Source organism: Pseudomonas sp. NPDC088322, assembly GCF_044740745.1.
Classification (GTDB): domain Bacteria; phylum Pseudomonadota; class Gammaproteobacteria; order Pseudomonadales; family Pseudomonadaceae; genus Aquipseudomonas; species Aquipseudomonas shirazensis.
This window is the reverse complement of the sequence record NZ_JBIURK010000004.1, coordinates 190,561-210,804: the sequence shown is the minus strand read 5'-3', so window position 1 is coordinate 210,804 and position 20,244 is coordinate 190,561. Positions and strand designations below refer to the sequence as shown.

15 protein-coding genes and 1 pseudogene are annotated in these 20,244 nt (G+C 56.5%); 6 read left to right on the top strand and 10 right to left on the bottom strand.

The genetic code is table 11. The features are described from left to right. Positions 1-115 precede the first annotated feature (115 nt). Positions 116-1,306, top strand: coding sequence for a benzoate/H(+) symporter BenE family transporter (locus ACIOAU_RS11720; protein ID WP_150571375.1), 1,191 nt, complete (start codon positions 116-118; stop codon positions 1,304-1,306). A 187-nt stretch (positions 1,307-1,493) separates the two neighbouring features. Here ACIOAU_RS11720 and ACIOAU_RS11715 read toward each other — a convergent pair whose 3' ends face one another. The 3 genes and pseudogenes from ACIOAU_RS11715 to ACIOAU_RS11705 form a co-directional block, all read right to left on the bottom strand. After that, positions 1,494-2,357, bottom strand: coding sequence for a methyl-accepting chemotaxis protein (locus ACIOAU_RS11715; RefSeq protein ID WP_375140281.1), 864 nt, complete (start codon positions 2,355-2,357; stop codon positions 1,494-1,496). Next, positions 2,355-2,510 (bottom strand): annotated as a pseudogene (locus tag ACIOAU_RS11710) (HAMP domain-containing protein); the annotation flags it as partial. The gene ACIOAU_RS11715 and the pseudogene ACIOAU_RS11710, both read right to left, overlap by 3 nt. A gap of 1,006 nt (positions 2,511-3,516) precedes the next feature. Then, positions 3,517-4,941 (bottom strand): PLP-dependent aminotransferase family protein, encoded by a 1,425-nt coding sequence (locus ACIOAU_RS11705; protein WP_401182092.1) that lies wholly within the window; start codon positions 4,939-4,941, stop codon positions 3,517-3,519. 124 nt (positions 4,942-5,065) lie between these two features. Between ACIOAU_RS11705 and ACIOAU_RS11700 the strand changes: the two genes are divergently transcribed. The 4 genes from ACIOAU_RS11700 (at position 5,066) to ACIOAU_RS11685 (ending at position 9,196) form a co-directional block, all read left to right on the top strand. Next, the gene (locus ACIOAU_RS11700) at positions 5,066-6,259 is read left to right on the top strand and encodes an MFS transporter (RefSeq protein WP_401182089.1); all 1,194 of its coding nucleotides are present in this window, start codon (positions 5,066-5,068) and stop codon (positions 6,257-6,259) included. Positions 6,260-6,307: 48 nt separating this feature from the next. After that, entirely contained in the window at positions 6,308-7,156 is an 849-nt protein-coding gene (locus ACIOAU_RS11695) for a lipopolysaccharide kinase InaA family protein (protein ID WP_401182086.1), read from the top strand. Positions 7,157-7,190: 34 nt separating this feature from the next. Beyond that, positions 7,191-8,054 (top strand): lipopolysaccharide kinase InaA family protein, encoded by an 864-nt coding sequence (locus ACIOAU_RS11690; RefSeq protein ID WP_401182083.1) that lies wholly within the window; start codon positions 7,191-7,193, stop codon positions 8,052-8,054. Positions 8,055-8,194: 140 nt separating this feature from the next. Beyond that, positions 8,195-9,196 (top strand): NADP-dependent oxidoreductase, encoded by a 1,002-nt coding sequence (locus ACIOAU_RS11685; protein ID WP_188036518.1) that lies wholly within the window; start codon positions 8,195-8,197, stop codon positions 9,194-9,196. 40 nt (positions 9,197-9,236) lie between these two features. Here the strand turns inward: ACIOAU_RS11685 and ACIOAU_RS11680 are convergent, their stop codons facing one another. Next, positions 9,237-9,998, bottom strand: a complete 762-nt coding sequence (locus ACIOAU_RS11680; protein ID WP_401182538.1) for a lipopolysaccharide biosynthesis protein — start codon at positions 9,996-9,998, stop codon at positions 9,237-9,239. A gap of 225 nt (positions 9,999-10,223) precedes the next feature. Next, on the bottom strand, positions 10,224-10,925 hold the full coding sequence (gene pyrF, locus ACIOAU_RS11675; RefSeq protein ID WP_103438183.1) for an orotidine-5'-phosphate decarboxylase: 702 nt from the start codon (positions 10,923-10,925) through the stop codon (positions 10,224-10,226). A 179-nt stretch (positions 10,926-11,104) separates the two neighbouring features. Here pyrF and ACIOAU_RS11670 point away from each other — a divergent pair, with 179 nt between their 5' ends. Then, positions 11,105-11,272, top strand: coding sequence for a DUF2897 family protein (locus tag ACIOAU_RS11670; protein ID WP_103438184.1), 168 nt, complete (start codon positions 11,105-11,107; stop codon positions 11,270-11,272). Positions 11,273-11,313: 41 nt separating this feature from the next. Here the strand turns inward: ACIOAU_RS11670 and ACIOAU_RS11665 are convergent, their stop codons facing one another. The 5 genes from ACIOAU_RS11665 to ACIOAU_RS11645 all read right to left on the bottom strand — a co-directional run bounded on the left by ACIOAU_RS11665 (position 11,314) and on the right by ACIOAU_RS11645 (position 20,222). Further along, complete coding sequence (locus tag ACIOAU_RS11665; protein ID WP_401182078.1) at positions 11,314-11,637, bottom strand: ComEA family DNA-binding protein; 324 nt, start codon at positions 11,635-11,637, stop codon at positions 11,314-11,316. A 1,257-nt stretch (positions 11,638-12,894) separates the two neighbouring features. Continuing rightward, the gene (locus ACIOAU_RS11660) at positions 12,895-14,151 is read right to left on the bottom strand and encodes a glycosyltransferase (RefSeq protein ID WP_401182075.1); all 1,257 of its coding nucleotides are present in this window, start codon (positions 14,149-14,151) and stop codon (positions 12,895-12,897) included. Positions 14,152-14,188: 37 nt separating this feature from the next. Beyond that, positions 14,189-15,124, bottom strand: a complete 936-nt coding sequence (locus tag ACIOAU_RS11655) for a hypothetical protein (protein WP_401182072.1) — start codon at positions 15,122-15,124, stop codon at positions 14,189-14,191. A 2,008-nt stretch (positions 15,125-17,132) separates the two neighbouring features. Then, the gene (locus ACIOAU_RS11650) at positions 17,133-19,127 is read right to left on the bottom strand and encodes a polysaccharide biosynthesis protein (protein ID WP_401182069.1); all 1,995 of its coding nucleotides are present in this window, start codon (positions 19,125-19,127) and stop codon (positions 17,133-17,135) included. Positions 19,128-19,244: 117 nt separating this feature from the next. After that, positions 19,245-20,222, bottom strand: coding sequence for a glycosyltransferase family 4 protein (locus ACIOAU_RS11645; protein WP_401182535.1), 978 nt, complete (start codon positions 20,220-20,222; stop codon positions 19,245-19,247). Positions 20,223-20,244 lie beyond the last annotated feature (22 nt).

Below are 20,244 nucleotides of genomic sequence, written 5' to 3'. Positions count from 1 at the left end.
ACCGTGGGCCAATAGTTGGCGACTGTACGGCTAAAAGCAATGGTCGCTGTATGGCAAGGATCAAGCTTGGCCGCGTTAGCCTGCAAAAAATACTTACATGTACAAGGACAGCACCATGACCGATGCCACCTCAGCGCGCCTGCGGCCCTTGGCAGACAGCTCCCCCTCCGCGGTGGTCGCCGGCTTCATCGCCATGCTTACGGGCTACACCAGCTCGCTGGTGCTGATGTTCCAGGCCGGCCAGGCGGCCGGGCTGACCACCGCGCAGATCTCATCGTGGATCTGGGCGCTGTCGATCGGCATGGCGATCTGCAGCATCGGTTTGTCGCTGCGCTACCGCACACCGATCACCGTGGCCTGGTCGACCCCGGGCGCCGCGCTGTTGATCACCAGCCTCGGCGGCGTCAGCTACGGCGAAGCCATCGGCGCCTACATCACCTGCGCGGTGCTGGTGCTGATCTGCGGCCTGACCGGCAGCTTCGAGCGCCTGGTCAAGCGCATCCCGGCATCGCTGGCCTCGGCGTTGCTGGCAGGCATCCTGTTCAAGATCGGCAGCGAGATCTTCGTCGCCGCACAACACCGTACCCTGCTGGTGCTGGGCATGTTCTTCAGCTATCTGCTGGTCAAGCGCCTGTCGCCGCGCTACTGCGTGCTGGCTGCGCTGGTGGTCGGCACGGCGTTGTCGGGGGCGTTGGGCCTGCTCGACTTCAGCCACTTCAACCTGCAGGTGGCTACACCGGTGTGGACCACTCCAAGCTTCTCGCTGGCAGCAACCATCAGCATCGGTATCCCGCTGTTTGTGGTGGCGATGACCTCGCAGAACATGCCCGGCGTGGCCGTGCTGCGCGCCGACGGATACCAAGTGCCGGCCTCGCCGCTAATCACCGCCACCGGGTTCGCCTCACTGCTGCTGGCGCCGTTCGGCTCGCATGGGGTCAATCTGGCGGCCATCAGTGCGGCAATCTGCACCGGCCCGCATGCCCATGAAGACCCGAACAAGCGCTACACCGCGGCAGTCTGGTGCGGGATTTTCTACGGCATTGCCGGGGTATTTGGCGCGACCCTGGCCGCGCTATTTGCCGCCCTGCCCAAAGAGCTGGTGCTGTCGATTGCGGCACTGGCGTTGTTTGGCTCGATCATGAACGGCCTGAGCGTGGCCATGAGCGAGCCACGTGAGCGCGAGGCGGCGTTGATCACCTTCATGGTCACCGCCTCGGGGCTGAGCCTGTTCTCGATCGGCTCGGCGTTCTGGGGGATTGTTGCCGGGGTGATTACCCTGCTGATCCTCAACCCGCGCAGGGCTTGATACGGCCTGTCTTCTTGAATGCCGGTCAGCAATGCTGGGGCTGCTGCGCAGCCCTTCGCGGGCAAGCCCGCTCCCACAAGGTTCGCGGAGCCCTGCCGCTCTCGGGCAATGCAATACTCTGTGGGAGCGGGTTTACCCGCGAAGGGTCGCAAAGCGGCCCCGACGATCTCAAGCCATTCAGGAGAACCTACAAACGGAAATGCCCAACCATCCCCTTGAGCTCATCGCCCAACTGGGCCAGCTCGACACTGGAACGGGCATTGCCCTGCATCGCCAGCGCGGCCTGATCGGCGCTGCCGCGGATCTGCGTGACGCTGCGGCTGATCTCGTCACTGACCGAGCTCTGCTGCTCGGCGGCAGCGGCAATCTGCTGGTTCATCTGCTGGATCTGTGACACCGCCACCGCGATGCTGGCCAGGGCGCTTTCAGTCTGCAAGGTGTCGGCAACCGCCAGGCGCACCAGCTCGGTACTGCCACGAATCTGCGCCACCGACTGCTCGGCATTGCCGCGCAGACTGGCGACCAAGCGCTCAATATGCTCGGTGGATTGTTGCGTACGCTTGGCCAACGCCCGCACCTCATCCGCGACTACCGCAAAACCGCGACCCTGCTCGCCCGCCCGCGCCGCCTCGATGGCGGCATTCAGCGCCAGCAGGTTGGTTTGCCCAGCAACGCTCTTGATCACTTCAAGCACATCGCCAATGGTATGAATCTCGGCACTCAAACTGTCGATGCCGGCGCTGGCCGCTTCTGCCGCCACGGCCAGCTGCTCGATGCGCTGCAGGCTCTGACGCACCACCTGCTGGCCCGAGTCGACCTTGCCGTCGGCGACTTCGGCCGCCTGCGCCGCCTGTTCGGCATTACGCGCGACATCGTGCACGGTCGCGCTCATCTGCTGCATGGCGGTGGCGACCTGCTCGGTCTCCTGCTGCTGGCTGCCAACTTCACGATTGGTCTGTTCGGTGACCGCCGACAACGACTGGGCGCTGCCGGCCAATTGCTCGATACCCTGTTGCAGGCCGCTGACAATGCCACTCAAGCCCGCCGCCATCTGCTGCATCGCCAGCAGCAGTTGACCGACCTCATCGCGGCGCGGCGGCTCAGCCTCGCCGGCCAGGTCACCGGCGGCGATCCGCTGGGCGCGACCGATGACTCGCTGCAACGGGCCGACGATCGCCCGGGTGATCAACCAGGCCGCCAGCATGCCGACCAGCAGCGCCAGCGCGGTGGCAATGGCAATCGCCACGCCGTTGCGCTTGAGCTCGCTGTGCATGGCCTGCTCCTGGCTGGCGTAGGCCTGGTCGACCGCGCTGGTGGCCTGGTTGGCGCGCGCCTGCAACTGCGCCTTGATGCCCTGCTCTTGCGCAAGCAGGTCGGTGTATTCATTGAGCTTGTCGGCAAAGCTGGCGATATGCCCGGCGACCTCAGCGAGCACACCTTGATAGCCGCTGTCGGCAACTGCGCTTCTGAGTTGCTCGACCAGGCTGGCCGCCTCGACGGTCTGGGCGATGCGGCCACTGTTGACCTCCTCGCCTTTGCGGCTTTGCTCCAGGCGCACACGGGCCTCGTCCATCGCCTGCAGCATCAGGCGCGAGACGGCTGCCACCTGCGTGGCCTGATCGAGGAACTCGCTGCCTTGCTGGCCCTGGGATTGTTTCAGGGTGTAGGCGCCGTCATCAGCCAGGCCGGCCTGGAGCACGTCGAGGTTGTTGGCCACGCTTGAGACCGACCAACTGGCCGTGTCCAGCGCCAGCTCCTTGGCCTGCACCGCCTCGACAAAGGCGTCGAACGCCTGGCCATAGGCGCTCAGATCCGCTTCGGTGGCGCTCAACTGGGGCACGCCGCGGGCTCGCTCAAGAAGATTTTGCAGGCCGCTGCGCAGTTTGTCGGCCTCCTCGCTGTCGGAACGCAAGGCAAAACCCTGCTCATGCTGGCGCAGGCGCAGCAGGTCGCTGTTGAACTGAGTCATCTGCCGCAGGCTGTCGAAGCGCTGGCTGACGCTGTACAGCGAAGCCACGCCAATCGCCGCCACCGCCAAGGTCAGCAGCAGCACCAGGGCAAAGCCCAGGCCGAGTTTGCGGGCCATGCCCAGGTTGGCCAGAACACCGTGCTTGCTCGCCGTCATTGCTCATCCCCCGGTTGCGAAGGCCAAGAGTGACAACGCCGCCAGCCCCCTCACAAGGGATTGACGCCACAATAGTGTCAAATAGCTATGTGATGTCGCCCGGAGCATGATCGAGGTCGCCTTTGGCCTCACCCGCCGCGCGCAGGAACCCCTGGGCGCGCACGTCCTGAGCATAGGCGACATTGATCCGCAGCCAGTCGCTGCTGTACCCCTGATAATTGAACGCAGCACCCGGCGTGAGCAGCACCGAATGCGCCAGCGCCAGGCGCTCGAGGCTGGCAAAATCGTGCCCGGGCGCCCGCAACCAGACGAACATGCCGCCATTGGGCTCGGCGAACACCTGCCAGCCATATGCCTCGAGCTGAGCCAACAGCCTGGCCCTGTGCTGACCCAGACGCACACGCAGACGCTGGGTGCTCTTGCGATAACTGCCGTTGGCCAGCATCTGCGCCAGCACCTGCTCGGCAAACCGCGAAGTGCCGATGCCGCTGACCATCTTCAACTCGGCCAGGCGCGCGATCAACGCTGCATCGGCGACCACATAGCCGACCCGCAGCGAACTGCTCAAGGTCTTGGAAAAGCTCGCCAGATAGATTACCCGCTGCTCACTGTCGAGGGTCGCCAGCCGTGTCGCCGGGCCTTCCTGAAAGTCGGCATAGATGTCGTCTTCGATGATCCGCAGGTCATGCTCGCGGGCCAGTTCCAACAGGCGGTAGGCGATCTTGGGCGTGAGGCTGGTGCCGGTCGGGTTGTGATACAGGCTGTTGATGAACAGGCAGCGCGGCCGGTGCTCGACCAGCAGGCGCTGCAGCGCGTCCAGATCCGGCCCATGGACGGTACGCGGCACGGCAAGCATGTTTACCTGGTGGCTGCGCAGCAGGTTGAACAGGTTGTAGTACCCTGGGTTTTCCACCAGCACCGTATCGCCCGGACGCAGCAACGCGCGCACCAGCAGGTCGAGCGCCTGACTGGCGCCGTGGGTGGTGACAATGCGCTCGGTGCCTGCGGCGATATCCAGCCGTTCCAGACGCTTGTGCAACTGCTCGCGCAGGCTGGCCAGGCCGAGCGGCGGCGCGTAGTCGAACAGGTCGGCCGGGTTGCCACGGCTGACCTGGCGAATGGCCTGGGCCAGTTCATCTGCGGCGCGCCAGGCCGACGGCAACCAGCCGCAGCCGAGCTTGAGCAGTGCCTCCTGGCCTTCATCGAACTGCCGCCACTTACCATCGACCGTCTCGCCCCACAGCGCTGCGTCCTGCTCAGGCAGCCCGGCCTTGCGCTCGGCGACGAAAAAGCCGGTGCCGTGGCGCGCCTCCAGCCAACCGCTGGCCACCAGCCGATCGTAGGCCTCGATCACACAGGCGGCGCTGACCCCGTGGGTTTTCGCCAAAGCCCGGATCGACGGCAGCCGCGCGCCCGGACGCAGGCGTTGCTGCTCGACCCACGCTTGCAGCTGGGTGGTGAGTTGCTGAACCAGCGACACGGCGCTGAGGCGATCGAGGGTGAGGTGCATAGATCAACTGTTCGCGATTTTTATGCGAACAGTTAAGCATAAATGGCTGCCCGCTGTGCCTTGTTGCGCGCCCACAGCAAGCGCAGCCTGCAGCCAGTACCCGTTCAATCAAGGACCTGCGTCAATGCGCGACCGCCACGCCCCCGCCCTGCTCGCCTTCGCCCTGTGCATCATCACCCTTGCAGTCAACCTGCAGGCGCCGCTCTACACCACCTATGCCGACCTCTCCGGGCTGGGCGCGACGGCTACCGCCGTGGCGTTTTCCGCCTATGTGCTGGGCGTGCTGCCGGTGCTGCTGGCTCTGGGCGGGCTTGCCGACCGGATTGGCCGGCGGCCGATGATCATCGCCGCGTTGAGCTTGTCGATCATTGCCACCCTACTCGCGCTCAGCCTACCCAGCCTGTACAGCATTGGTGTCGCGCGGCTGCTGCTGGGTATCGGCACCGGCCTCGCCTCGGCTACCGCTACGGTGTACATGAGCGAACTGCTGCCTGCCGAGCGCAGCAGCAGCGCCGCCAGTTGGGTCACTGCCAGCACCTCACTGGGCTTTGGCCTGGGCGCTGCGCTGACCAGCCTGTGCCTGCTACGCGGGCCCAGCCTGAGCCCGGCCAGCTTTTATCTGCACATGCTGCTGGCCGCGCTCGCGCTGATACTGGTCTGGCGCCTGCCGGAGCCACGCCAGGCAGCACGCGCGGCCATGCTGCGCCTGCCTTGCTACCCGCCCGGCAGCCTGGTCTATGGCTGCGCCATTCTGCTCGCCTGGGCCTGCGTCGGGCTGGTCACCGGGCTGCTGCCGGCAGTACTGCGTCAGCATGATTTGAGCGCCTGGTCAGGGTTTTCCACGTTCTGCGTGATCAGCTGCGGTGTGCTGTTTCAGCCCTTGGCCAAGCGCCTGCCAAGTGCCACGGCGGTGCTGCTCGGGCTGGCCATCCTGCCCTGCAGCTATGCGCTGCTGGCCTGGGGCGCAGAACGCGGCGCGCTGCTGGCAGTGCTGCTCGGCGCCGTCGCCGCCAGCAGCGCCTGTTACGGCTTTATCTACCTGGGCGGGCTGGCGGCGGTGAATGAACTGGCCAGCGAAGAAAAGACCCGCGCCACTGCTGGGTTCTTTTTGTTGGCCTATGTCGGCTTCAGTTTGCCGGTGATCGTTACCGGCTTGATCGGCGACTGGCTGGGCATGCGCATGGCGTTGATGCTGTTCGGCATGGCATTGCTGGCGGGCAGTGTCGCTATCGCCGTCGCGCTGGCTCGGCAACACAGCCATCGTCTTGGATCCAAAAAAGAGCACAGTGCCTATAGGACAAATCTGAAAGAAATGTGAAAATAGTGTGAATGTTTGTAAAACCGATCTATTCAGCAAGGATGCAGTGTGTCACCGGACCCAAGTACCTGGCCAAAAGAGTACCCCTACACTCTCAAGCATCGCCGGACCACGCTGCACTTCCAGACGCCACTGGCAGAGCACACCCGTACGGCCCTTGAACGCCTGGTCGAGCGCGCCCGCGTGCCCGGCGCCAAGCGCATCAGTGCACCGCTGGACTGTGAGCGCAGCCAGCTGTTCGCCAAGCGCGAACAGCTCGACAGCCTGAAGAAAAAGTGGCGTGTGCAGCGCGGCGCGGCGCGCAGTGATGGCACCTATGACTGGGCCGTCGAAGAAATCATCAATACCTACAAGGCCCATCAACGCGGCGCCCCGGTGCCCGAGCTGGTGGGCTTTGGCTACACCCGCTCCCGGCTTGGGCTGGTGCAGGACCTGTTCGTCATCACCCGCCTGCTGCAGGGCTACAGCGATGGCCTCAGCGTGCTGCAGCAAGACCCCAGCAGCGTCTACCGTGTGCTCGATGCCTCGACCGAACTGATGTTCAGCCTGCACAAGCAAGGCATCACCCACATGGACTTGTGGGCCGGCAACGTCATGCTCTGCGACAGCCAGGAAGGTGCACCCGTAGCCATCGACCTGGAAAACAGCTTCTTCGTGCCCAGTGCATTCGCCAGTGAAACCCTCGGCTTCCAGTTTGCTTTTCTCTACCTGCGGGAAATCTACCGTTACATCACCGAAGCCAAGTACGACGCGTGGGTGGACATTGCGCTGAACAACTTTGCCCCGGAGATTGATAAGGCCGCCTTCCGCCGGGTTTATGAATACGCCAAGCATGAGCACATCGGGCGCCTGGATCGTCGCGAGATCTTCCTTAGAGGCCAGGTGGCCGGCTGCTGAGCAGCGTTTTCAGACTTGTTTGTCGGAGCACTCCATGCGTCACCTCAAGCACCTGACTGGCGCTTTCACGCGCCAGCGTATTCAGGGCAACACCTTTCATCTCGATCCGAGTCAGAGCCAACCACTGGCCTCTGCGATCACGGCGTTTCTGGCAGCGCCCGAGCAACACCAGACGCTCGATATCCCCGAAGCCACCCGCGGCGTTTACCTGCTGCACGGCGAACGCAAATGGGTGCTCAAGCACAACCGCCTGCAGCACTGGAAAAAGCGCCTGCAGAACTATCTGGGCCTGAAAAAGAGCTACGGCCTGCACGACCTGACCAACGAGTTCATCAACCTCTCGGTGGCCGGCAGCAAGTCGCAACTGGTGCCCAGGGTAGCCGCCTTTGGTTACCAGGCGCGCTTCCCATTCCTGCGCGACGAGTACCTGCTGATCGAGTTTCTCGACGACCACAGCAACGTCGATGAGCGCCTCAGCGCCCAGCCCGAGGCGGCGACCACACTGCTGCCGCAGGTGTTCGCGCTGTTCAGCCAGATGCTTGCCGATGGCTTCGTGCACATGGACCCGCACCCGAAGAACATCCTCATCAGCCCGAGCGGCGAGCTGCGCCTGATCGATTTCGAGTGCTGTGCGCACACAGTGATCGACCCGGACTTCAGCCTGGGCTTTCTGATGGGCTACTTCTATCACTTCTGGATCAAGCGTTTTGTCGCACTGGACGACTACCGCGCGTACAGCGAGGCGTACCTCGCAGCCACTCAACCGCACTTGAACAGAGCGGTATTCGAGCCCGTCTTCGAACGCTTTCTGACTGACAAGGTCTCTCGTACCACGCGCTATTCGATCCTCACCAGCGCGCCCGCGCAACTGGCATTCAAGGCCAGCCTGCGCGGTTGAGCCACGCGCACAGGTTGCAGCGGGGCCGATACCGGCCATCACCCTGATGGATCACCGGCCATTCGCCCCGCGCACAAGCCTTGCCAGCGGCTCCCCGTACCTCTATCAAAGGTAGTGTCCTTTTTTCAGTGAGAGTCCCCATGACCCAGACCAACCGCCGCTTCCTGCTCGCCAAACGCCCTGTCGGCGCCGTCACCCGCGAAGACTTCAGCTTTGAGCAAGGGCCCGCCGCCGAGCCTGCCGAGGGTCAGATCCAGGTCCGCAACCTGTACCTCTCGCTCGACCCGGCCATGCGCGGCTGGATGAACGAAGGCAAGTCCTACATCCCGCCGGTGGGCATTGGCCAGGTCATGCGGGCCCTCGGCGTCGGCGAAGTAACTGCCTCCAAACACCCTGACTTCAAGCCCGGCGACCACGTCAGCGGCGCCCTTGGCATCCAGGACTACTTCACCGGCGAGCCGCAGGGCCTGCACAAGATCGACCCCAATCTCGCCCCCCTGCCCCGTTACCTGTCGGCACTGGGCATGACCGGCATGACCGCCTACTTCGCCCTGCTCGACGTCGGCCAACCGAAAGAAGGCGAAACCGTAGTCATCTCCGGCGCTGCCGGCGCGGTTGGCAGCATCGCCGGCCAGATCGCCAAGCTCAAAGGCTGCCGTGTAGTCGGCATCGCCGGTGGCAAGGACAAGTGCCAATACCTGCAGGATGAACTCGGTTTTGACGGTGTCATCGACTACAAGGCCGAAGACGTGCTGGCCGGTCTCAAGCGTGAATGCCCGAAAGGTGTCGACGTGTACTTCGACAACGTCGGCGGCGACATCCTCGATGCCGTGCTCAGCCGCCTGAACTTCAAGGCCCGCGTGGTCATCTGTGGCGCTATCAGCCAGTACAACAACAAGGAAGCGGTCAAAGGCCCGGCCAACTACCTGTCGTTGCTGGTCAACCGTGCGCGGATGGAAGGCTTTGTGGTGATGGACCACGCCAAGGAGTATGGCAAGGCCGCACAAGAGATCGCCGGCTGGATGGCCAGCGGCAAGCTCAAGAGCAAAGAGCATGTGGTCGAGGGGCTGGAGACCTTCCCGGAAACCCTGCTCAAGCTGTTCAACGGCGAGAACTTTGGCAAGTTGGTGTTGAAGGTCTGATCAAGTAGCCACTGGATGGCGGGCGAAGCGCCTCTGGGCGTTACCCCGCCATCAGCTGCTGCTGGGGATGCTCAGCGCTGAGCGACCTTGGCCTGGCACCACCCTTGCGGAAAACCATCAAATGCGCTTGCTCGACAGTGATCTTTGGGATCACCGAAGCCGGGATGCGTGACGCTGCAGACAGGTTGAACACGGCAAAACGCTCGTCCACCACCCTCTCGGCCATCAGCTTGAGTGACGGCAATACCCGCCCTTCATAATGCTGATCAAGCCCACAGGGCGACTTGGCAGAATCGGCTGTTTCATAGAAGCGTCCAGCGGCCTGGTTCAAGTCCACCCCGACCAGGAATACCTTGCTGAAGCCCAGATGATAAGCGAGCTGCAACGCCGCATATGCCACTGTGCGCGCATCGAAAAAGCCTTCACTGAGGTCCTTGCTGAAACCGATCGAGCGTGCACGCGCATTCCAAGCAAAACGAGGGCGCACGCACGCGGACTGGCCTTGCGACATCGACTGTTTCAAGGAAAATCCGGCGGCTTTCTGCAGCGGATACAGTTTGGCAGAGCAAGTACCGGCCACCTCGGCGATCTGCTCCGACCACAAGGCTACATGCTGGCTGCTGCTCAACGCCTGGGAGAATAACTCGGGCTGCTGCTTGGGGAAGCTGGTGTCGGTGCAGATATAGAAGAACGGCTTGATCGCCGTGTCGGCGAACATCGAGATGGCGCCGTTCATGGTGATTACCGGCACACCGGCGAAGCGCTCCAGCGGGAAGTCCTTGGCGGAGCTGCCCGAGGCCATGATGATGACCGAGCCCTTGGCGATGTTGCGCACATCAGCAAAGTCACCAATGACTGGCTTAGAAGTCTCAGTACCGCCCGATGTAGCCGTCAAAGTGTCTGCCTCAATCCGGATTTTCGGATAATTCTGACAGAAAAAACGGCACGGAGTTCAGGCGCTGGTCGTAGTTCCCCCCGGAGACTATGAAATAAAACTCATCTACCGGGGGGCTGTGCAGGGCTTTATTCAGCCGCGAATCTCGGCAACAACTGCCGCAAGTGCCTGGGCGGGATCGGCCGCTTGGCTGATCGGGCGACCAATAACCAGGTAATCAGACCCAGCATCCAGTGCTTGGCGCGGGGTGAGAATGCGGCGCTGATCGTCTTGTGCGCTGCCGGCAGGACGAATCCCCGGGGTGACCAGTTGCAGCGACGGATGGGCCGCTTTCAGTGCAGTGGCTTCCAACGCCGAGCAGACCAGCCCGTCCATACCGGCCTTCTCTGCCAATGCCGCCAGACGCAGCACTTGCTCCTGTGGCTCGATATCCAGACCAATACCGGCCAGGTCCTCACGTTCCATGCTGGTCAGCACGGTCACACCGATCAGCAACGGCTGCGGCCCACTACGCTTATCCAGCACATCGCGGCACGCCGCCATCATGCGCAGACCGCCCGAGCAGTGCACGTTGACCATCCACACGCCCATCTCGGCGGCGGCCTTGACTGCCATCGCCGTGGTATTAGGGATGTCATGGAATTTGAGATCGAGGAACACCTCGAAGCCCTTGGCGCACAACGTCTCGACGATACCCGAAGCGCTGCTGGTGAACAGTTCCTTGCCAACCTTTACCCGGCACAGTGCAGGGTCGAGCTGGTCGGCCAACTGCAGGGCAGCTTCACGGGTAGGGAAATCCAAGGCGACGATCAGGGGCGTCTGGCAAGCAGGCATTGGCAGGGTCTCATGGCGGGTCGTAAACGGCGCGCATTGTAAACCAAGTGGGGTGCGCTTTGCAGGCCGCAGGTCACGAGAATGGCAGGGTTTGCGAGGGCTATAATGGAACCAAAGGGCGTTGCGTCCGCTCGTAATTGGTACTAGCGACGCTTTTTACTGCCCGTAGGAGAATGACGATGCCTTGGTATGCCTGGTTGATATTGGTCGTTGCCATCGGCTCGATCGTGGGTGGTTTGATGATGCTGCGGGATACAGCGAAGAAGCTGCCGTTGACAGAGGAGCAGCTGCGCAAGGTGCATGAACGTAACGCGCAGATGGATGCCAAGGAATCCAAAGACCTATGAATGATTGATGGCCGGCGCAAGGCCGGCCATCGCCTGCGGGTCTACTCCAGGGTTAGCCTGTCGCGGTTACGCTCCATCAGGGCGTTACCGATTCCCTTGATCTCCAGAAGCTCATCAACTGACTGGAACGGGCCGTTTGCCTCGCGGTAGGCGACGATGGCTTGCGCCTTGGCCTGGCCGATGCCGTTGAGTTCGCGCTGGAGGGTGGAGGCGTCGGCGGTGTTTAGGTTGGTTTTGGGGTGTGCTGTGGCGGCCTGAGCGACGATTGGGATGGGTTCACCAGGCGCTCCCGGAGCCGCACTTACGGAGAATGAAAGGCCTGCGAAGAGCGGGAGTAGAAGATAGGAAAGGATGGTATTGCGCATTGTGGACACTCCTGTCGTTTGAGACGTTTTGGTGCAGCGTTCCTTGGCTGCACGTAAACGATAGACAACAGGAAGCACTTGGTAAAATTATGCTTTTTAACTATATATTACTGAGCATAACTGTCTTTGGTTACGAGCGTAATGGCCGATGCGAATAGCGCGGTCAGACTGTAGGATACTGAAAGACGGCCAGGCTCGGGAGCTATCAGTTGCTCCAGCGCGTAGTAAATTCCCACTCTAACTACGCTGAGCGCTAGAGAGACCATTGCGGTATAGCCTTTCACGAGTTTGTTGAACCGCGTGACTCTCATCGCGTTACCTTTCAAACTGCCAAAGATGCGATCGATGATGTAGCACCCTTCGGTACTCGGGTCGATCAAAGAGTATGGACAAGCCGGCACGGGGTGCGTCTCATTTAACGCAGCAGAATGATAGGTCGGATATTGATTGCAGCACCGGCGTAGCACTCCGATGTCGTAGAACTTATCGGCAAGCACACATTTGTCGATTTTGCACGCTCGGCTACGCTGACTTGAGGGCTGCTAACATGATCCAGCGATCCTCGGTCATAGCGAATGTCACGAGCTTGGCGGCGAAACCGAGGAAGCGCAGCTGTACCCCGTAGGCCGCGCGCTAGAGCGTGAACTGCAGGCTCGTCAGGCTCTGCAGTCCAAGCACCTGGAAAGGCTCAGAGTTGCCCGGACAGCAGTTCAGTCGAATCAGGATCTTTAAGTCGATCAAACCGTCATAATCCAACCTCACTCAGCTTTGAGCGTGCGTCCACCTGATCAAGCGTCCTCGACTTCGCTCATCCCGAGAACGTTGGCACATGGCTGAACGCGTTCCGATAAGGTCCGGCATATCTCTCCACGCGATTTCGATGAAAGGACCGAAGATCAAACCTCAGGACTCGCCCTAAAGTTTATAATGTTATCCTATCGCACAGCTTACCTTACGCGAATAATTGATAACTTCACGAAATATCAGAACTAGATGGGCGACGATTGGACTTCGCGGAATTTCGTGGAGACCATAGATAAAAGCACGTAGGCTGAGATAAGAATCGATCATGCGTCAGCCGCTATATATGGGCAGCACTGCTCCGAACGTAACACGCTGGAGCCGCTACCCTGTCTAAAGAATTCAGCATAAAATATCTACAACCCATCACCCACTCAAAACTATGCTCTCCTAAGTAGAGTCAGAAGTTCACCTAACGCAAAAACATGAAAAATATAAATTCCATGTTGAAAAATGCTAGGCAATTCTCGCTTTTTCCATCACTCGGCGCATAAAGCGAGCCAAACCGACACGCTTGTAAAAACTGTAAACATCTCGCCAATAAGCTTTCTTCAAGGTAGCCTTCGAAGAATCAATTAACGTGCGGGCAATAAGCTTTTTCTGCAACTTTGATTGCGCTCTGATTTGTTGGTGATTGAAGTGCATGTAAGTCGCGAGGTCAATCTGCTGTGGCCTAGCAAGTACTCTACGATAAACAACCTCGCACTCACGTGCTACGACGACCGGATCGTGGGTATCACAGCAATACCGATAGCCACGCTCTGCGATGTCCTTACGCAACTCATAAGACTCAACCAAATCCCGAAGCACTCGCTCAATGGATTCTGGATTAGCGACGGCAACGGGAGGCTGGCCTTCGAAGTGACTAAGAAGATCATCTCGCACATATGAAACAACGGTTTTACCAAGCGCCATTGCTTCAACAGCCAGTACTCCATACCATCCGATACGCAACTGATCAACAATAATGTCAGCTCTCTCGAATATAGCGCGAGCCTCGACTTGTGATAAATTTTCAACCAGCTGAAAATCAAAACTCAACCCCTGAGAGCGCATCGACTCCACGGCCTTGAGAACGTGTTCCGTGCCTTTGACGCCGCGACGACTAGGGGCATGCACGACTAGCGGTCGATCGTTCGGCTTGATGCCCACATAACGCCAGGTGTTAAAATCGATCACTCGTGGAATAACACTTGCGCCGGTTACATAAGTTGCTAATTCCGGATCTGAAACGACCAACTCGTCAGCCAGCGCACGACACATAGCTACATACGCGACCTGACTCGCCTCAGGAAATTTCGCCATTAAGCGTTCAGGGTCGTCATCTACGTAGTGATATGGATTATTGGCCGCAAACAAACTTGCCATTCGGATCTCACTTCCGCGGAAGTGCACCACAATACGTTTGCCCGCTGCTTTTAATGCAAGAAGGTCGGTCCCCATCGGAAAGTGCGCCGAACCCTTATTGAAAAAAGGTGTAATGGCGTGAATATGTATAACATCAGCCTCACCACCAAACTCCGCCAATACACGGCATTTTTCGGCTGGGCCAGCGTCCGGGAAATTAAAGTCGGCGGGATATGCGAACTTATTATACCCCATAACAACATTATAAGCGTCGACCCCAATGTCCCTTAGAGCATTAGCCATCATTGCTGGCTGACCTGCCGAAGGGCCAAATCCATGAAGCACCCTGTAGTCCTTTTCGTTCATATGACCCTCACGCTAATAAACATTGAATATGGAATAATCAGACGCCGTCCAACGCTTCATACGGCTCAACCTTGGGCGACAGAACGTCCCCTTCAAGGCATGCACGTATTGCCGGCAGAAACGCCGCAGCCTGAACAAACGATCCGAAAAATTTACCCATGATCCCGACGTACGACTGTAGCAGCACTAGTACCAAAAAAACTTCTCTGATACCAATCTCCAAAATTCCGAATTCTTGCACCACTACCAGAACCAAGCAAAACAATATAGAAAAAACGGCAGGTGTTAGCCCAAAAATAGAAGAAAGAAATATACGGTTGAAGTAGGATTTATAATAGCCCTGAACATCAACGCAATAAGGAACATCTACATCCAATTTCCAGGCCGCCATCTTCTTCGCATTCTCAGCCAGTCCCCGAGAAGAGGTTGCCATGACAATGGACAGCGACTGCATGGCCACAAAAAGCCCAATAGCACACAGCAGCAAAAAAGCAACAACTCCCAGCAAGTAAGCTAGCGGCAACATAACAATCATCGCGCCAAAACTCGCGACCAACAACAACACCATACTTACTGCCTTCATACTTGCTGAGGACATGCGACCGTAATAATTTGATGCGCGACTAACATTACCACTAGGTTGCTTTGGATCCTCTCTGAGCTTCTCAGCAAACCATTTCTCTCTAGATATAACCACTTGCGCCTCAATGAAGACCTGTGACAGCCTTGAGGCGAGCAGGATAAGCGAGACAAAAAGGGCAGAAACAATTAATAAGTTTTTATCAGAAAAGAAAGAAAAATCCCCAACTCGATCAGCAAGCCGAAAAATATCCATACCAAAATAAAAAGCTATCAAAGCACTAAAAGCTAGTGTCGCAACTATGACAACTAGACCAGCAAGCGCATGTACTGCTACCAAACACTTATTGTTGACGGCGCTACCTAAAAAAATCGACCATTCGACTTTATTCATAGCCTATAATACCTCACGATTAGCGACTGAGCGCTATCGCTGCTTGGTTAAATCCGGTTAAATCCCCGCGCGCCAAACACTTTACAAATCATCTAGCACACACTTGAAACTCAATAAATCTTGTAAATTTCAAGCAGAACATAACATATAAATTTAAACATCAGAAACAACAAATTCGCAACTATAAGAAATAGAAACGAAATAATGATTGAACCACTACGACTTATTCACCCGTCAATAACTGCAATGCACGCACCGCAACACCCTCATGTATCTGCAAAATAAATTAAACTGCCACCATCAAAATTCACTTGACATTGGCCCCTAAAAGATACACCCGCAGGTCGAAAATAACAACCTAAAACCTAAAAAAACGTCGCGATATGAGCAGATAAGCACCTGCGCAATTGTTATCCCCTGCAAAGACAGAAATTAACCTACGTAATAGCTTGAAAAAAAAGGAAATCTGAGCCGAAAGCCATCCGTCGCATTTATCATTTTGAGATGATTGCCTCACCTAGGCTTAGTACGAAAGCGACGTCGCAGACACACATGGAACGATTCAGCGATGCAAAAGCTGTATAGATCATCACGCGTTTCGTTAGCGAGTCACAATCCGGACGCTCGACTTCAGGCAGCGAGATAGATGACGACATGCTTCTATTAGGCTCGCAGTTGCGCGCCACGCTGCGCTACCCCAATCCTAGTTAGGATGCAACCATTTGGAGCGTTAACGCGGGGAGACACGTTACATCGACAGAATGCTGACCTCGTTGAAAGCGGTTTGGCATGACCACCAGCAGAGAGGAGGAAGCGCAAAAGTATGTCGCTTGGGTCACAGAAATAGTTATCCAGCGGAGCCTGGGGCCCAGGATGTAATCGACAGGTTCATCAGCCCCCCATTTTGCGGAGCCTATGGCGACTCGGATTGCTTTACAGCAGTAGTGTGAGCCATCAGGTGCAGGTAGACTCTTCGTCATTCAACCTCGGGTCCAAACAGCTGATCATTTGATCGAGCGTACGTCGGTCTAGCTATTCCCAGAATCGTTGGCACACCGTTGACCATGGGCCGAAGCAACTCTGCATATCTCGCCATGCTAAACGGGACAGAGCAGTTAGAGCGCGCCCGTGTGTGTCGATGATATCATCGGCAACCGCAGTCCATTCCTCATCCAAGAGTTCGATGACGCATTGGGACCGGCAAGTTCATTTGCGCTAATGGCGGCTGACTGCACACATTTTCAGCACAACGTGAGCGCCGATGTGCCTCCCCTGTATTACATGGAGCGCTTTCGTAAAAAGCAGCTCACTCGCACCGACAACTGAGCGTGGACCCGAATAGACTAACTAAAGTATAGCTCCCCCGATTCAACTGAAAGCGATACTATCTGGCAAGCGAGCTCGAGCTTAACTATGCTCATCCTCGTACTATGGAAGGCAGAAACTTTATGGAAAAATCCATTCGAGAACACACTCTAAGCCAACTATGTGCCTAAATCATACCAACTGCACACCAGGGATTCTTATAAACAAACAGCACGAATGACTTAATTTTATGGATAAAAAAACCGAGGGCATATGTATGCAATTTGATTCAAATTCGTCTCGATCGCAGAGATTATACAGCAGCGGAGCAAAACTGTTTATAGCCATATTATTGTTAATAATAGCAACAAGTGCTGCCACGCTCATTTACATTATAGCTGAACATTATCAATAAGGAACTAGAATGCTGACAGAACAACTAGACACCCCATAAATAGCTACTGATAAACTGCGTGCTCGGAAAAGCTGGTGGCCGAGACTTGGGCTGCCTCGTAACTGACCGTTCTTATTGATAGAAATTAACTCGAAAATCGACATTGAGCCATGGATACTAAACCCAAGGAGCGCCGAGGCACTCTGTTGCCTACAGTAAGATTCAACTCTACAGCAAAAATTTATATCAATGAACTAGTTATATAAGGGGTGGAAGAGCGACATTACAAGCGCTCTTCACATGCCAGAGTCAGAAATCCTGACGGCGCTGTTGGTATACCAAATCCACAATCTCTCCCTCAGGACTGTAGCCGCTGATAACCTCCCTGAGTAACTGTCTGACCCTATTAAAATCTTGCCGTTCCACAGCTTTAATCATAAAGTCAAGGTGATCGTTGAGTTCACTCCACGCAAGATATTCCTCATTTGCCTTCATTATCATCGGATGAGGTGTGGCAGAAACATTATCACCTATCAATAACTCCTCATAAAGCTTTTCGCCTGGCCGTAAGCCTGTGAATTCTATGGCGATATCGCCATACGGATTTAGGTCTGACTTAACGCTCAATCCTGACAGATGTACCATTTTCTCTGCGAGCGCAGCAATCCTCACTGGCTCCCCCATATCAAGAACGAAGACATCCCCCCCCAGCCCCATCGAGCCAGCCTGGATGACCAACTGCGCCGCCTCAGGAATGGTCATAAAGTAACGTGTGATTTTTGGATGAGTAACCGTGAGTGGACCACCCGCCTTTATCTGTTTATGAAACAGCGGGATAACAGAACCTGAAGAGCCAAGGACATTGCCAAATCGGACCATAGTGAACCGAGTATTGTTCTCTTGAGGTAGTGAAGCAGTATCTCCATAAAGAACCGGCGTACTTTCTTTACTCAACGCTTGCAACACCAGCTCTGCGTAACGCTTAGTGCTGCCCATAACATTAGTCGGACGAACAGCTTTATCCGTTGAAATAAGTACAAAATTCGATACATTGGCCTTCAGTGCCGCCTGGGCCGTATTAACTGTTCCGATAATATTATTTAGTACACCCTCGGCAATATTGTGCTCAACCATAGGAACATGTTTGTATGCAGCCGCATGATAGACAGTATTCACGCGCCACATAACCATGGTATCGAGGAGATGCTTCTGATTACGAATTGAGCCTAAGAACGGTAGCAAATTCACCGGAAGTGACTCACGATGGATACGTTGCTTAAGCTCGCTGTGAATGCTGTATAGATTAAATTCACTGTGCTCAAACAGCAGTAAGGCTTTGGGCTTGAGCATCAAAATCTGGCGACACAACTCAGAACCAATCGACCCGCCCGCCCCCGTGACCATCACAACCTGCCCAACGATGCAGTGAGCCAATAGATCTTGCTGTGCGGGTACAGCATCACGTCCCAGCAAGTCCGCGATATCAACCTCCTGAATATCGTCGACTTTTACGCGACCGCTAGCCAGATCCATGATCCCAGGAATGCTGCGAACGTGCAGTGGAAACTTTTCGAGAAAACCTAGAATTTCTCTACGCCGTGCGCGCGTTGCAGAGGGCACAGCTAGAAGCACCTCCTCCGCCCCAGTAGTATCAATGAGCCGCTGAATATCTTTGCCTCTGAAGACTTGAAGGCCAGAAATAACACGATCAGCTACGCCTTCGTCGTCATCTATAAATGCTACGGGCCGCATCAGCCGCCCCATTCGAAGTGCTGCAACTAATTGATTGCCAGCGGCGCCCGCGCCATAAATAACTACCTTAGGCAACCCGTTATCACGAGTTGCAAAAGGAACATGCTGTTTTGCTGCAAACCAGTCGCCTAGGAAATACTGCCGCATGATCAGCCGGAGGCCGCCAATCATTATTAGGCTGAGCCACCAATAGTTGAATATAATGGAACGTGGCACTACAAATTTGTGATTAGCATACCAGTACACGATCAGCGCTAATATCAACGCAGAGAGGCTAACCGCTTTGATAATTGTGATGAGAGCATCATTGCCGAAGTACCTCATTACCGCACGGTACATTCCAAATCGGATGAATATCGGAATCGCAACCAGCGGAGCCGCGACAAAAAGCCAAGGGTGACTTACCAGCGGATTGACCATCTCGTCTATGCCAAGCCGTACCGCGAAAGCGAGCCACAGAGCGAGCACCACCAGCAGGACATCAATAACCACCTGCAGCGCCCTTTTATATCGTCGCGGGAGTGCTAGCATGCGCGTTCTAATACTGTCCATCTGTCTCAAAAAACCCCTCACTTTCCTGTATTTCCGAGATACCCCAAACCGCTAACCTGTAGCACCGGCGGCTGACTATGAATGCAGACGCGCCCCTGATAAGTTAGCTTCAGTGCATCATTCTTCAAGCTCGCCTGCATGGTATTTCACCGCAAGACCGATCAATGGTAGATAAGCAATCATTACACCAATTACGCCGGACAGCCAGCCCATAGCTACAGCGACGGCAACTGGAAGGAGCCAAATAGCATTAATCAGAAAAACCGCACGCGTAACCGTCAGATGATTGCCGTAGAGACGGGATGCAAACTGGTAAGCATGACTGCGATGAGCCTCGTGGGCTTTCTCTCCTCGTGTCAACCGACGTATGAGGGTCAAAGTGGCATCCACTATGAAAACGCCGAGTAAAATCAACCATGACCAGAAAATCGTGGATGACGCCCACGCGCCTTGAATTGACAATCCGCCGAGCGTAATACCAAGAAAACCGCTGCCGCCGTCGCCCATGAAAATTTTCGCTGGTGGAAAGTTCCAGTATAGGAAGCCTGCCACAGCCAAACCAAGCAAAATTGGCGCCATGACTAATTGGTCAAGATCAACAAGCCAGTAGATGAAAGCAATACCAAACAAAGTTGTCAAAGCTTCAACGCTGGCTAGACCATCAATCCCATCCATGAAATTGTAGAGATTCAGAAGCCAGACAAGATAAAAGATAGCAAAAATCGCCAGCAGCCACTGCCCTTCTATTCGTACACTCAGTACTTCAAGTGCAGGGAAGCCTCCCAGCCAAGTAAGTACCCACAGAGCGCCGCAGAAATGACCAAGTAACCGCCAACGAGCAGCAATGTGACCGTGATCGTCCATGAATCCAATAACGGCTGTAATCAACCCTGCACCAGCGACTCCGACTGATGCTCCCAAGGGAGCGTACCCAAGGATCACCAGCGTTAGGAGACTTGCGGTAAAGGAGATTACTATCGCAATGCCTCCTCCACGTGGAGTAGGAACGGAATGCGAACTCCGAGCATTCGGAACATCGATAATAGATTTCGCTAGAGCGTATTGACGAAGGAGGCCGGTGACCATCAGCGCCATAGTGAATGCAATGCAATATAGT